Here is a 14,513-nt window from a genome sequence, read left to right as displayed (position 1 = left end):
GGGCCTTGTTATATGAGGGCCAGTTAGTGATTTTAAAATTTTGTTTTGCCATGGAGACCTGATTTTGAAACAACTATGGTGATCTGTTCCGATGATTACCCAAACTTTCTATTTATTCAACAAAGCCCATTCCCGGTTATGAGTTGGTGTATACCGCGCCAGTAGAAACCACGTTACAGGCCCTGGATCTGCGTGCGCCGGATGCTGTTTGGAGTGCGCTGTTTGATGAAGCGCAACATAGCCTGTCGTTGGGGGAATTCTACGTTGCCAATCAGCGCGGCTCGCGGCTTGATAACGTGTTGCAACATCTGCGCAGCGCGGGAGAGCGCGGTGTACGTATTCGTTTTTTGTTAGAAGAGAAGGGCATTGCACTGTCAACGCCGGAAACGCTGGCGCAGTTGAAGGCGATTCCCAATCTGGAACTGCGGGTCGTTCCTTACGGTAAGCTGACCGGCGGGATTCTGCATGCGAAATACCTGCTGGTGGATGGCAAACGTGCCTACGTTGGCAGCCAAAATTTTGACTGGCGTTCGCTTGAGCATATTCACGAAACCGGGTTGCTTATCGACGACCCCTGCGTGGTTAAACAGCTCAATGCAGTGTTTGAACAGGACTGGCAGGCGCAGCAAGCACTGGCGCAAGGTATCGCTGTCAAGCCTGTTATGCAGACGGCTGTGCAGGATGATTCGCGCCCAGATAACTATCTGGTTGCCAGCCCCAAAGCGTTCAACCCATCGGGCGTGCTGGATTCTGAAACGGAATTGCCACGCTTACTGGCGCAAGCGAAAACCCGCGTGCGTATTCAGGTGATGGACTACGCGCCGCTCTCATACGGCCCGAATCGCACTCGCTCCTATTATGCGGTGATGGATAACGCGTTACGCAGCGCGGCGGCACGCGGGGTGAATGTGGAGTTAATGGTGGCGAACTGGAGCAGCAAAAAGCCGAACATTGCTTATCTCAAAAGTTTGGCGGTGTTGCCGAACGTCGAGGTGAAAATCGTGACATTGCCTGAGGCAAGCAGTGGGTTCATTCCCTTTGCCCGCGTGATTCACAGCAAGGTCATGACCATTGATCAACAAAAATCCTGGGTGGGCACCAGTAACTGGAGCGGTGGTTATCTTGATAACTCGCGCAATCTGGAGATTGTAATGCAAAGCCCAGCGATGGCCGCGCGCATTGATGCGTTGTACGCCCAGTTGTGGAACAGTGAGTACGCGCAACCGATTCAACTGGATAAAGACTATCCAGCACCACGCCCCGGTGGGGAACATTGAGCCAAGGCAAAAAAAACGCCCCGACGATAGCGGGGCGTTTTCAGGTTAAAACGTTTTATATTCAAACAACGTCATCATCGAGATGATGGGGGATGTTATTGTGATATAGGACATCAGCCCGATGGCGTGTCGGTCAGGCCTAAATAAAGAAATTGATCAATGCAGCGCACAGAATCGCAGCAATGGCGGTTTGCGGTGAGTGACTCGCCGCTGCGCCAAGCTCCGCGCCGTGTGTCGCCGCAGAAATAAGTGAATCTAGCATGGTACGTTCTCCTGAATCAGCGACACGATCATCTGCCGGCTGGTTTTATGTAAAGAACAAAATATCGACAATTTTGTGCGCTGGCTTGTAATTCCTGGCGATACCTGTGAGGGCACGGTAAACGGAGCGTAAGCGTCACGCTTGTCATCGTTCTCGGTGTTGGCTGGGGACACCCTTCTGGTGAAATGCGCGCTATCAGTGGGAGACTCTCTCCTCAGGGCTGGGGAATCCTCAGAAAAATAACGTAAAGCGGCATGATTTTAATTCTTTGACTTTTTTTGATTTTATAACGCGTAAAAAATAACGCTGAGGGGAACGAGACCACAGGGTGAGCGGCAGGATGCCGCGAAAGTCAGCGCCGCGTCGGGAACGCGTCGCTGGCGGCCCGTCAGTGGGCTCGGGCTCCGAAGGCACCGCGTAAGCGGCGTTATTTCCCGCGAAAAGCCAGGGGCCACGGGGCGAGGGCGATTGAGCGCCCCGTGTCGGGCGCGTGCGATGTGCGATGCAAATAACCGCGTGAGTTAACGCGCACGAAACATTCACTGTACCAACAAAAAGACTTGGCCTAAATTTGTGGAGATTCCTCAACATCTGTGCGGGAATGACAGAATGGGGGATTGAGTAGGAAACGGTAGCAGGTGCACGGCCATCATGCCGCTGATGGCCGTCAGTAATGCTTGTTGCGGTTATTCCATGCCCAGCTCTTTGAGCTTGCGCGTCAGGGTGTTACGTCCCCATCCCAACAGGCGGGCCGCCTCTTGCTTATGACCCTGCGTATGGCGTAACGCGGTGGTGAGCAGCGTTCTTTCCATCTCCGGTTGCGCTTCGGAGAGCAGGTTTTGATGACCGGAACGCAGCGCCCGATCGGCCCATTGCGCCAGCAGGGTTGCCCAACTGTCCGGCAGCATGTGCACCGTGGCGTCGGGGGCCGTGGTTTCAAACAGCTCTGGCGGCAGATCCTGAATCAACACCTCTTGTCCGGCGGCCATAACGGTCAGCCAGCGGCAGGTGTTTTCCAACTGACGCACGTTGCCCTGCCAGGGCAGACGCGTTAACGCCGTTTCCGTTTCCGGGTGCAGATTTTTCGGTTCTACGCCCAGCTCTTTGGCGGTTGCCTGCAAGAAGTAGCGTGCCAGCCGCGGAATATCTTCACGCCGTTCACGCAGTGGAGGCAGATGGACGCGAATCACATTGAGGCGGTGAAACAGGTCTTCGCGAAATTTGCCTTCCTGAACGCGCAGTTCCAGATTTTGGTGGGTCGCAGCGATGATACGCACATCCACTTTCACCGCAGCGTAGCCACCGACGCGGTAGAACTGCCCGTCAGCCGATACGCGTAACAGCCGTGTTTGCACATCCAGCGGCATATCGCCGATTTCATCCAGAAACAGGGTACCGCCATCAGCCTGTTCAAAGCGTCCCTGACGAATCTGATTCGCGCCGGTAAACGCCCCTTTTTCGTGACCAAACAGCTCTGATTCGATCAGATCCTTGGGGATGGCTGCCATATTCAAGGCGATAAACGGTGCTTTGGCGCGCGGACTATGGCGATGCAGCGCATGTGCCACCAGTTCTTTACCAGTTCCCGATTCCACGTTGATCAGCACGCTGATGGATGAACGGGAGAGTCGGCCAATAATGCGAAACACATCCTGCATGGCCGGCGCTTCACCAATGATATCGGTGGTGGGGCCATTGAGCGGTTGCGCGCGGACCGGCTGCTGCTGTTCCAGATAGTGACTGATCGCGCTCTCAACCAGAGCGACGGCTTCGTCGATATCAAACGGTTTTGGCAGGTAATCAAATGCACCCTGTTGGTAAGCGCTTACCGCAGCATCCAGATCGGAATGCGCGGTCATAATAATCACTGGCAGCATCGGATGACGCTGTTTGATCTGTTGCAGCAGCGCCAGACCGTCCATGCCTGGCATGCGAATATCGGACAGCAGCACATCCGGCGTTTGGGTTGCCAGCGCATGCAGCGCCTGATTTCCGTTATCAAAGGTGGCACAGGTCAACCTCGCCCCAGTGAGCGCGCGCTCCAGCACCCAACGGATGGAGCTATCGTCATCGACAATCCAGAATATCCCTCGTTGCATCGTGAACCTCACTGGCGAATGGGCAGGTAAACCGAGAATTCTGTATGACCTGGCCAACTGTTAAATTCAATTTTTCCCGAATGCTGATCGATCAGGCTGCGCGCGATCGATAATCCCAGCCCGGTGCCCCCTTCGCGACCGCTTACCATCGGGTAAAACAGCGTGTCTTGCAGCTGAGCAGGGACGCCAGGGCCATCGTCTTCGATATCAATACGCGCTGCCAAGCGATAGCGCACGCCGTGCAGCGTGAGTTGAAAAGCGGTGAGCGTGCGCAGCGTAATGGTGCCGCCTTCTTTACCCAGCGCCTGGAGCGCATTGCGGGTAATGTTCAGCAGCACTTGTTCAATCTGGTCTGGGTCATGGGTCAGCTCTGGCAGGCTGGAATCGTAATCTTTCACCAGCGTCACGTTGTCAGGTTTTTCTAACGAGACCAACTTGCAGACGCGCTCAACGACCTGATGAATACTTTGTGTTACGTGTAAACCCGGTTGCTGCGGCCCTAATAGCCTGTCTACCAGATTGCGCAGGCGGATCGGCCTGCTCAATGATCACTTTGGTGTATTCCGTCAGCGCGGGGTCGGGCAGCGCTTTGGCCAGCAACTGTGCCGCGCCACGCAATCCGCCGAGCGGATTCTTGATTTCATGCGCCAGACCGCGCACCAAATCACGCGCTGCCTGCTGCTGGGAATGCTGTAATTGTTCCTGGCTGAGGCGGCGCTGGTTGTCCATCGGCGCCATCTCCAACAGGATAAAACTGTGTTGAATGCGTTGTGCGGTGAGCGACATGATGTGTGCTCTGCCATCGACAACGATAGTCACTTCGTTATCCGTAAATCCTTGACCCGCGTTGAGACTTTCGCGCATCAGCTCAATATTTAGCGAGAAATAGCTGGGCAGATCCGGCAACGGTGTTCCCGCCAATTTGCGCGAACTTTGCGCCAGCAACTGCTGGGCAGCCGGATTGGAATAGTGGATTGCCAGGTCGTTATCCAGCAATAAAATACTATTGATCAAAGAATTGAGGATCTGCCCAGCATCGGGCAGCGTGCCTGTTGCCATAACGCAGACTCCTGCACCCTCGCGGTGCATTGTAGTGTAGATGATGGATGTTACGTCGCAACGGCTAATATTGATGATAAAGAAATAAGGCCGATGGTGAAAAAAGCCCATCCGAAGATGGGCTGAAAAGTTTCCACGGCAACAAAAACAAACTTCTTATAATTCTGTTGATGCTCGGTCATGGCAGGGTTCAGCACGCCCACCACGCCGAGGTAAATCATAGGTACGCAGTCGTTGATTAAACGCTGTAGTACAGTTCGAACTCAACCGGGTGCGGCGTCATGCGAACGCGATCGTTCTCTTCACGGCGCAGACCGATGTAAGCATCGATAGCGTCGTCAGTGAACACGCCGCCCGCCGTCAGGAATGCACGGTCAGCGTCCAGCGCGTTCAGTGCTTCTTCCAGAGAGCCTGCAACCTGCGGGATTTCATTCGCTTTTTCCGGCGGCAGATCGTACAGGTTTTTGTCCATGGCATCGCCAGGGTGGATCTTGTTCTTGATACCATCCAGGCCAGCCATCAGCAGTGCGACGAAGCACAGATACGGGTTAGCCGCCGGGTCCGGGAAGCGCACTTCGATACGTGCTGCTTTCGGGCTGGAGACGAACGGGATACGGATAGAAGCAGAACGGTTACGTGCGGAGTACGCCAGCATTACCGGAGCTTCATAACCCGGGACCAGACGCTTGTAAGAGTTGGTGGTCGGGTTGGACAGGGCGTTGATCGCTTTAGCATGTTTGATGACACCGCCGATGTAGAACAGCGCTTCTTCAGACAGGCCAGCGTATTTGTCGCCGGAGAATTTGTTGGTACCGCCTTTGGACAGGGACATATGGCAGTGCATGCCAGAGCCGTTGTCACCGAACATCGGTTTCGGCATAAAGGTGGCCGTTTTGCCATAAGCGTGCGCTACGTTGTGAACAACGTATTTGTAGATCTGAATTTCGTCCGCTTTTTTGGTCATGGTGTTGAAGCGGGTTGCCACTTCGTTCTGACCAGCCGTTGCCACTTCGTGGTGGTGAGCTTCAACAACCAGACCCATTTGTTCCATTACCTGGCACATCTGAGAGCGGATGTCTTGTGCGGAGTCAACCGGCGGAACTGGGAAGTAACCGCCTTTCACTGCTGGACGGTGGCCTTTGTTGCCGCCTTCGTATTTGGTGCTGGAGTTCCAGGCACCTTCGATGTCATCGATAGCAACGTGAGAGCCGGAGATGCTGCTGCCGAAACGAATGTCGTCAAACAGGAAGAATTCAGGTTCTGGCCCAAACAGAACGGTATCCGCGATACTGGTGGAACGCAGGTACTCTTCAGCGCGTTTCGCGATGGAACGCGGGTCGCGATCGTAACCTTGCATGGTGTTCGGTTCCAGAATGTCACAACGAATGATCAGCGTCGTGTCTTCATAGAACGGGTCCAGTACAGCGGTGCTTGCGTCAGGCATCAGCACCATGTCGGATTTGTTGATACCTTTCCAGCCACCAATGGAGGAGCCGTCGAACATTTTGCCTTCTTCGAAGAAGTCAGCGCTAACCTGGTGAGCTGGAATGGTGACGTGCTGCTCTTTACCCTTGGTATCGGTAAATCGTAAGTCGATGAATTTTACTTCGTGCTCATTCAGCATCGTCAAAACATGTTCTGCGGACATATTTGGATCTCCCGATTTGTCATTTATCGTCGTGGAACGAATATCGTTATGGAATGATGTTTGTTACCGTAATAGGGTTTAAGCTAAAATCATGCCAACTCTACGCATGGGGTTGGGAGGCGTTGTTTTCAGGCTTTCATTGAAGGCAGTGCCTGCACCATTAGCGTTCGTTGCACTATTATGGTTCATAATCACCAAAATAGTGCACTGTTTGTGTGCGTTTGTTTACTTTCTCTGCGTCGTTGCACCGTGAAAGGGATCACAAAGCAAGCACCCCTGGGTTGTTTATCGCTTAGGAGTGTGATCTTGTTTGGTCCCTCGCTTAATCCGTGTACAATAGCGCGCTATTTCTAAATGCCTGAGGCAAAGCTGTGATCGAGAATTTGCGTAACATTGCTATTATTGCGCACGTTGACCATGGGAAAACTACCCTGGTTGACAAGCTGCTACAACAATCTGGAACATTGGGTGAACGAAATGACGCCACTGAGCGCGTTATGGACTCCAACGATCTGGAAAAAGAACGCGGTATCACCATTCTGGCGAAAAACACCGCCATTAACTGGAGAGATTACCGTATCAATATCGTTGACACCCCAGGACACGCCGATTTCGGTGGTGAAGTGGAGCGTGTAATGTCCATGGTCGATTCAGTGCTGCTGCTGGTAGACGCAATGGACGGCCCGATGCCCCAGACCCGTTTCGTTACCCAAAAAGCTTTTGCCTATGGCCTGAAACCGATCGTGGTCATCAACAAAGTTGACCGTCCGGGCGCGCGCCCTGACTGGGTCGTCGATCAGGTGTTCGATCTGTTCGTCAACCTGGGTGCTACCGACGAGCAACTGGATTTCCCTATCGTTTACGCGTCTGCGTTGATGGGTATCGCCGGTTTGGATCACGAAGAGATGGCGGAAGACATGACGCCGCTGTTCGAAGCGATCGTCAAACACGTTGAAGCGCCGAACGTCGATCTGGACGGTCCGCTGCAAATGCAAATCTCCCAGCTGGACTACAACAGCTATGTGGGTGTTATCGGTATCGGCCGTATCAAACGCGGTCGCGTTAAACCGAACCAGCAAGTGACGATTATCGATGCGGAAGGTAAACGCCGTAACGGTAAAGTGGGTCAGGTGTTGGGCCATTTGGGTTTGCAACGTATCGAATCTAGCGTCGCAGAAGCGGGCGATATCATCGCTATCACCGGTCTGGGTGAACTGAATATCTCCGACACCATCTGTGATACCGCTAACGTTGTTGAAGCTCTGCCGCCGCTGTCGGTGGATGAGCCGACCGTTACCATGTCTTTCGGGGTTAACACCTCGCCGTTCTGCGGTAAAGAAGGCAAGTTCGTGACCTCTCGTCAGATTCTGGATCGTCTGAAGAAAGAGCTGGTACACAACGTTGCGCTGCGCGTAGAAGAAACCGAAGACCCGGATACCTTCCGTGTGTCTGGTCGTGGCGAACTGCACCTGTCGGTGCTGATCGAAAACATGCGTCGTGAAGGTTTCGAACTGGCGGTTTCTCGCCCGAAAGTTATCTTCCGTGACATCGACGGTCGCCGTCAGGAACCGTTCGAACAAGTTACCGTTGATATTGAAGATCAGCATCAGGGTTCCGTTATGGAAGCGCTGGGCCTGCGTAAAGGCGAAATGCGTGACATGAACCCGGATGGTGAAGGCCGTGTACGTCTGGATTACATCATTCCAAGCCGTGGTTTGATTGGCTTCCGTACCGACTTTATGACCATGACCTCCGGTACTGGCTTGCTGTACTCCACCTTTAGCCACTATGACGATGTGCGTCCGGGCGATATCGGCCAGCGTCAGAACGGCGTGCTGATCTCTAACGGTCAGGGTAAAGCGGTAGCCTATGCGCTGTTCAGCTTGCAGGAACGCGGCAAATTGTTCCTGGGTCACGGTGCAGAAGTGTATGAAGGCCAGATCATCGGTATTCATACCCGCTCCAATGATCTGACGGTTAACTGCCTGACGGGTAAAAAACTGACCAACATGCGTGCTTCCGGTACTGATGAAGCCACCGTGCTGGTGCCAGCGGTGAAAATGTCGCTGGAGCAAGCGTTGGAATTTATCGATGACGATGAATTGGTTGAAGTGACTCCGCAGTCTATTCGTCTGCGTAAACGTCACCTGACCGAAAACGATCGCCGTCGCGCCAACCGCGTGCCGAAAGAGGGCTAATCCGCCGCTCTTTACAAAACCGTTCCAGGGCGCTTTCAGGCGCCCTGCCTTTTTCCAATCCCGCCTGCCCGCCGTGAGTATTTCGTATACGTTTTAGTTATGTTCCTCCCTGTTCAGCCGCCATGTTTCCCGCTACAGTGAAAAAACAACCATGACGTCTGGAGTGCGAAATGCTTTATATCTTTGATTTGGGTAACGTTGTCATTGATATCGATTTCAACCGTGTGTTGGGCGTGTGGAGTAAGCTGAGCGGTGTGCCACTCGCCACGCTGAAAGAGCGCTTTACCATGGATGAAGCCTTTGAACTGCATGAGCGCGGTGAGATCAGTGATGAAGAATTTGGTGCCCGACTGAGTCAGGAAATGGGCATGCTGCTGAGCTACGAGCAGTTTACGGCGGGCTGGCAGGCCATTTTTGTTGCGCTGCGTCCTGAGGTATTGGATATGATGCAGCAACTGCGCCAGCAAGGACATCGCGCTGTTATTTTGTCTAACACCAATCGCCTGCACTGTGCGCATTGGCCCGCCCTGTTTCCAGAAGTGGCCGAGGCCGCCGATTGTCTCTATCTGTCACAGGATATCGGGATGCGTAAACCGGAGGCGAGAATTTATCAGTATGTGCTGACGCAAGAGCAGGCAACCCCAGCGCAAACGATCTTCTTCGATGATAACGAGCAGAATATTGCCGCTGCGCAAGCGTTGGGGATCCACAGCATTTTGGTGACCGATCGCGATACGGTGCCACAGTTTTTTGCCGAACATCCCATTTCCCCTGCACATAATACCGTCGCTAACGCGGGTAAGCTGTGATAAAAACGGTTGGCATTGTTGATAATAAATCGATTAAAAGAACAGCGGTTCAGGAGTGGTTGTCATTTATGATTGCGTTAATTCAGCGTGTTACCCGCGCCAGTGTGGCGGTGGACAATGCCATTGTGGGGGAGATTGCAGGCGGATTGCTGGTGCTGTTAGGCGTCGAGCAAGGGGATGATGAACGTAAGGCGGCGCGCCTGTGTGAGCGCGTGCTCGGCTATCGCATTTTCAGCGATGAGCAGGGCAAGATGAACCTTAACGTGCAGCAAACCGGGGGCAGCGTGTTGGTGATATCGCAGTTCACGCTAGCGGCGGATACGCAAAAAGGTATGCGACCCAGCTTTTCCCGCGGCGCAGAACCTGTCGAGGCGGACAGGCTGTATCAGTATTTTGCCGCCCAGTGCCGTGAACGCGGCACCCACACGCAAACCGGCCGCTTTGCGGCAGATATGCAGGTTGACTTGGTTAACGACGGGCCAGTCACGTTCTGGCTTCAGGTGTGACGATGCCGTGCGCGTCAGCGCGCCCGTTGTCACCGATGTGCAACACCGCCAATCGGAAGGAGGCAATGTATCACCTGAGAGTGCCTGAAACCGCTGAAGAGATGGACGCCTACTACCAATTCCGCTGGGAGATGCTGCGTCAACCATTGCACCAGCCATTAGGGTCGGAGCGGGATGCTTATGACGCGCTGGCGCACCATCAGACCGTGGTGGATGAGCAAGGGCGGTTGGTGGCTATTGGACGCCTCTCCATTAATGCCGATAACGAAGCTGCCATTCGCTTTATGGCGGTGCATCCCAGCGTGCGGTGCAAAGGGCTGGGCACGCTGGTAGCGATGACGCTGGAGTCCGTCGCGCGTCAGGAAGGCGTCAAGCGCGTGGTATGCAGCGCGCGGGAAGATGCCGTGGCGTTCTTTACCAAGCTGGGTTTTTCCCTGCAAGGGGAGATCAGCGCACCGCAAACCACCCCCGTGCGTCATTATCTGATGACCAAACCCATTGCTTCACTGGATGATATCCTGCATCGCCCTGATTGGTGCGCACAGTTGCAGCAAGCCTGGTATGACCATATCCCGCTCAGTGAAAAAATGGGCGTGCGAATCAACCAATACACTGGGCAAAAATTTATCACCACCATGCCGGAAACGGGTAACCAGAATCCGCACCATACGCTGTTTGCTGGTAGCCTGTTTTCATTGGCGACGCTGACTGGATGGGGGCTGATTTGGTTATTGCTGCGTGAACGGCATCTGGGGGGCACCATCATTCTGGCCGATGCGCATATTCGTTACAGCTCGCCGATTACCGGCCGCCCCAGCGCGGTAGCCGATCTAGGCTCGCTGAGCGGCAATCTCACGCGTCTGGCACGCGGGCTTAAAGCGCGCGTGCAACTGAACGTTGAGCTGTTTGGCGATGATAAGGCCGGTGCGGTGTTTGAAGGGGTGTATATCGTGCTACCCGCGCAGCCTGCCGATCCCTTGGAACAAGGCGGCTCGGAAGCGGGGTAGCGGTACGGTCATTAGTGCGCGCTGCTCACTTCACCGTGTTGAATCTGCTGCCTTACGCCGGTGCCATCGCTGGTGGTCCCCTGTAACAGGCCGTTCAGCGTCGGTTTAAGCGGCGTGTTGGCGGCCAGATTTCCCGTTAAACGCAGTTGCAGATTGCTGTCGGCGCTGGGAAGGGTCTCAGACGCTTGCCAGCCCCAGTGTGTCAGGGTATCCATCGGCACTGAACGCCCGTTTAATGACAGCGTGAACGCCCTGCCTGGCTGCTGCTCAATAGTGGCCTGCGCCTCGAGCAGACCACGTTGCGTAAATGCACTCAGTTCGGTAATGGCTATTTGCGCATCGCCGGCGTTTAGCGCGAGAGAAGGGCGGCGCACATCGAGTTTGTTGAAGGTGGCATCGCTGGCGTTCAGGTTCAGTGTGCCCTGCCAAACGCCCCACTGGTGCTGACGCGCCAGCAACAGATTATTGCCGTAGCCATCCAGCGCGGTGAGCTGGAACGGGAAATCCGGGTTGATGTCGATGAGCAGGTTGCGGTTAGCGCGGAACTTCTTCACCTCAACATCGCTCAGCCAGTCCGGTAATGTCTTCTGCCAGCGCTCACGCCAGTCCATGGGCAGGGTATACTCCATCCCTGCGACCACGACTTCATTCAAGGTCAGACGGTGGTTATTGCGCGTCCACATGCCATCGGTGCGCATCAAACCGCCTTCCCAGCGGGTAGTAAACTGTTTGATAGCCACCCCTTGCGGCGAAACTGCAAGGTTAACAATAGGGTCAATCAGGTGCATGCTTCCGTTGACGATGTCGCTGGCATTAAACGACAGCGTGCCGTCGTCGCTTTCCCAACTGTGCTGGCGGGAGGTGATATTTTGCAACGTGACGTCGAGATCGCTAAACGCCCAGCCGGGCCCTTCAATACGGGCATCCACCATATCGAAGCGGGAAACCGCTACCGAAGGCAGTTCGGCCACCGGCTGCCAGAAATCTTCCAGCGATTTTGTGGTTTGTAAACGCACATTGCTCAGGCGCAGGTTATCCACCTGCCAACTGCCATCTTCTGCACGTCGGGCATTACCGGTTAACTGACCGCCCGCAACGTCTGCACCAAAATTGGTTAACGTGAGCTGGTTGTTGTTGATTTCACCCTGAATCAGCACCTGGCTGGCAGGAACGTCATTGAGGCGCAGCGAGCGAGCGCTGAGTTGAAAATTACCCTGCGTGCCGAGCAGATGCCCTTGCTCTGGCTGCCAGGGGGTGATGCCACCGTTAATTTGCTGCCCGTTCAGCGACCAATCACCGTCTTGTGATTGCAGCGCCATGGTGCGCAATTGCAGCACATCGGCCATGAACGGAACGGCAATGCTGTTGCCAGGCAGCAGATTTAAGGTACCGCCTTCCAGTTCCAGGCTGGCAAAGTGGCTCGGTTCTGTCAGTTGGCGTGCGCTTAAACCAAAGGATATTTTACGTGCCGCCAGGGTCAACGGCTGCTCTTTGACACCAAAGGTGACATCGCTGAACACGATATGGTCGGCTTCTGACCAGTTATGCTCGATTTTTCCCAGCGTTAACTGGTAGTCGGTATTGTCATTTACCCAGGAAGTGACGCGGTTTGCGGCACAGTGGGTTTGCAACACAACGTAAACGATGACCAGTGCCAACAGGGCTAGCAACAGCAAGGTGAGCAGTAGTTTCCCGAGAAATTTCATCGTATCAGTCCATGCCTTGTCATCGTGAGTACTTGTGTTATGCCGCAATTCTTCCTGCGTCTCAATACTTAACCGTGGTTACAGACAATAAAAAACGGCCAGTGTTTCCACACTGGCCGTTTTATCATACCCAAGTTGGACGCTATTGCCTCTGCCTGGTTTTATTTTTCTTCGTGCGGGAAGACAAGATTAAGAACAATCGCGGTAATACCCCCAGCGGCAATGCCGGAGGAAAGCAGGGTTTTCAGCCAATCCGGTGCGAATTGCAGAATCAACGGCTGCTGTGATACGCCCAATCCGACAGCCAGCGACAGTGCAATGATCATGATGGCGCGGCGGTTAAGCGGCTCGCGCGAGACAATACGCACGCCAGAGGCTGCAATGGTGCCGAACATCACGATGGTCGCGCCGCCCAGTACCGGTTCAGGAATGTGCTGCACAAAGCCGCTTACCGCCGGGAACAGGCCCAACACGATCAGCATCAGTGCGACCACAAAACCCACGTAGCGGCTGGCAACGCCGGTAAGCTGAATAACGCCGTTGTTCTGGCAGAAGCAGGAGTTAGGGAAGGTGTTGAAAATGGCGGACAGGCAGGAGTTCATGCCGTTAGCCAACACGCCGCCTTTCAGGCGCTTCATGTAAAGCGGGCCGCTAACTGGCTGCTCGGAAACGTCGGAGGTGGCGGTGATATCACCGATGGTTTCCAATGAGGTCACCATAAACACCAGCATCAGCGGAATAAGCAGGTTCCAGTCAAAACCGAGGCCGTAATAGAGCGGTGTCGGGATCATGATCGCTGAGGTGTGCGTGGCCGACGTGTCTTGCGGCAGCATGCCCATCGCCCAAGCGGCAAAATACCCGACCGCCATGGCAATCACCAGAGAGGCGACGCGCAGGTAGGGGTTGCGCTGGCGGTTCAGCAGGATGATAACCAGCAGGACGATAGCGGCCAGCGCCAGATTTTTGGGGGCACCGAAGGTGTGATCGTTCATGGCCGCAAAGCCGCCGCCGATCGATGTTAATCCCACCTGAATCAGCGACAGGCCGATAATCATCACGACCACGCCGGAGACCAGTGGCGTAATGATGCGGCGCGCCAGATGCAGGAAGCGGGAAAGGATGATTTCAGTGAAAGACGCCACCATCAGAGTGCCGAACAGTGCGGCCATCATGGTGGGCACATCGGCACCGCCATTTTTCAGCGCCAGACCACCCATGATTAACGGGGTAACAAAGTTAAAACTGGTGCCCTGAATAGAAAGTAACCCCGATCCTACCGGACCCCAGGTTTTAATTTGCAGAATGGACGCCAGGCCGGAAGCAAACAGCGACATGCTGATGATGTGCTGGGTATCCTGCGCGGGCAAACCGAGTGCCTGGCAGATCAGCAGGGCTGGGGTAATCACCGCCACAAACATAGCCAGAAGATGCTGGCTGGCGGCAAACAACGTTTGCGCTAACGGTGGTCTGTCTTCCAGACGATAAATCAATTCACTGTTACGGGGCGCAGCAGTTGGCGTCTCCGTTTGGGGCAGTTCCGTGGTGGTGGTAGTCATAATCAAGAGCGTCCTGAAACGGCAAAGAAGGCATTTTAATGATCTGCCTTGCAAAAGCAATCGTTTGTGGAGCGATTATAAAACAATCTTGTGTCATGTCTGATGACAGTAGGGATTTTTTGAATACCTCGTTATCAATGTGTGAAAAAACGTCGATTTTTTATCGTGGCGACGAGCAATTTAATGCTTCGCGGAGGGGGGATCTTTATATACGCGTGCTGCACTACAAGGGTTATTTGCTACCTTTTTTCTGCGTCTCACCTAAATAACTGTTCCGAATAGTAGATCACCTGAAGGGAACTCAGTCCGAGTTGAGCGATCTGATCAATCGATAAAGATCCCAAATCATCAACCGGACTGAGCGATGTCGAGCATAGCACCGATAC

At 54.2% G+C, this 14,513-nt stretch carries 11 protein-coding genes and 1 pseudogene; 5 read left to right on the top strand and 7 right to left on the bottom strand.

From position 1 onward, the window contains the following. Positions 1–110 precede the first annotated feature (110 nt). Positions 111–1,277: a phospholipase D-like domain-containing protein gene (locus ACTBDZ_RS08960; RefSeq protein WP_438815066.1), complete on the top strand. Its 1,167-nt coding sequence runs from the start codon at positions 111–113 to the stop codon at positions 1,275–1,277. A gap of 139 nt (positions 1,278–1,416) precedes the next feature. On the opposite strand, the gene ACTBDZ_RS08955 is transcribed toward ACTBDZ_RS08960, so the two are convergent. From ACTBDZ_RS08955 to glnA, 5 genes and pseudogenes are all read right to left on the bottom strand, one after another. Beyond that, positions 1,417–1,539, bottom strand: a complete 123-nt coding sequence (locus ACTBDZ_RS08955) for a YshB family small membrane protein (protein WP_264627495.1) — start codon at positions 1,537–1,539, stop codon at positions 1,417–1,419. 686 nt (positions 1,540–2,225) lie between these two features. Beyond that, positions 2,226–3,638, bottom strand: a complete 1,413-nt coding sequence (glnG, locus tag ACTBDZ_RS08950; protein ID WP_438815065.1) for a nitrogen regulation protein NR(I) — start codon at positions 3,636–3,638, stop codon at positions 2,226–2,228. Between the two features lie 8 nt (positions 3,639–3,646). Further along, positions 3,647–4,697: pseudogene (gene glnL, locus ACTBDZ_RS08945) on the bottom strand (nitrogen regulation protein NR(II)). Between the two features lie 50 nt (positions 4,698–4,747). Then, positions 4,748–4,918 carry a hypothetical protein gene (locus tag ACTBDZ_RS08940; protein ID WP_264625994.1) on the bottom strand — a complete coding sequence of 57 codons (171 nt, stop codon included), beginning with the start codon at positions 4,916–4,918 and terminating at the stop codon, positions 4,748–4,750. Between the two features lie 17 nt (positions 4,919–4,935). After that, the gene (glnA, locus tag ACTBDZ_RS08935) at positions 4,936–6,345 is read right to left on the bottom strand and encodes a glutamate--ammonia ligase (protein WP_438815064.1); all 1,410 of its coding nucleotides are present in this window, start codon (positions 6,343–6,345) and stop codon (positions 4,936–4,938) included. A gap of 371 nt (positions 6,346–6,716) precedes the next feature. On the opposite strand from glnA, the gene typA reads away from it, so the two are divergent. From typA to fabY, 4 genes are all read left to right on the top strand, one after another. Then, positions 6,717–8,543 carry a ribosome-dependent GTPase TypA gene (gene typA / locus ACTBDZ_RS08930; RefSeq protein ID WP_438815063.1) on the top strand — a complete coding sequence of 609 codons (1,827 nt, stop codon included), beginning with the start codon at positions 6,717–6,719 and terminating at the stop codon, positions 8,541–8,543. 170 nt (positions 8,544–8,713) lie between these two features. Next, on the top strand, positions 8,714–9,352 hold the full coding sequence (gene yihX, locus ACTBDZ_RS08925) for a glucose-1-phosphatase (RefSeq protein ID WP_438815062.1): 639 nt from the start codon (positions 8,714–8,716) through the stop codon (positions 9,350–9,352). Between the two features lie 68 nt (positions 9,353–9,420). Continuing rightward, on the top strand, positions 9,421–9,858 hold the full coding sequence (gene dtd, locus ACTBDZ_RS08920) for a D-aminoacyl-tRNA deacylase (protein WP_438815061.1): 438 nt from the start codon (positions 9,421–9,423) through the stop codon (positions 9,856–9,858). A 65-nt stretch (positions 9,859–9,923) separates the two neighbouring features. Continuing rightward, positions 9,924–10,865: a fatty acid biosynthesis protein FabY gene (gene fabY / locus ACTBDZ_RS08915; RefSeq protein ID WP_438815060.1), complete on the top strand. Its 942-nt coding sequence runs from the start codon at positions 9,924–9,926 to the stop codon at positions 10,863–10,865. Between the two features lie 11 nt (positions 10,866–10,876). On the opposite strand, the gene ACTBDZ_RS08910 is transcribed toward fabY, so the two are convergent. Next, on the bottom strand, positions 10,877–12,571 hold the full coding sequence (locus tag ACTBDZ_RS08910) for an AsmA family protein (protein ID WP_438815059.1): 1,695 nt from the start codon (positions 12,569–12,571) through the stop codon (positions 10,877–10,879). Positions 12,572–12,732: 161 nt separating this feature from the next. Then, positions 12,733–14,127, bottom strand: a complete 1,395-nt coding sequence (locus ACTBDZ_RS08905; protein WP_438815058.1) for a nucleobase:cation symporter-2 family protein — start codon at positions 14,125–14,127, stop codon at positions 12,733–12,735. Positions 14,128–14,513 lie beyond the last annotated feature (386 nt).

The organism is Symbiopectobacterium sp. (assembly GCF_051710365.1).
In the GTDB taxonomy this organism is placed as follows: Bacteria; Pseudomonadota; Gammaproteobacteria; order Enterobacterales; family Enterobacteriaceae; genus Symbiopectobacterium.
The sequence above is the reverse complement of the archived record's forward strand: the minus strand, read 5'-3'. Positions and strand labels throughout refer to the sequence as shown.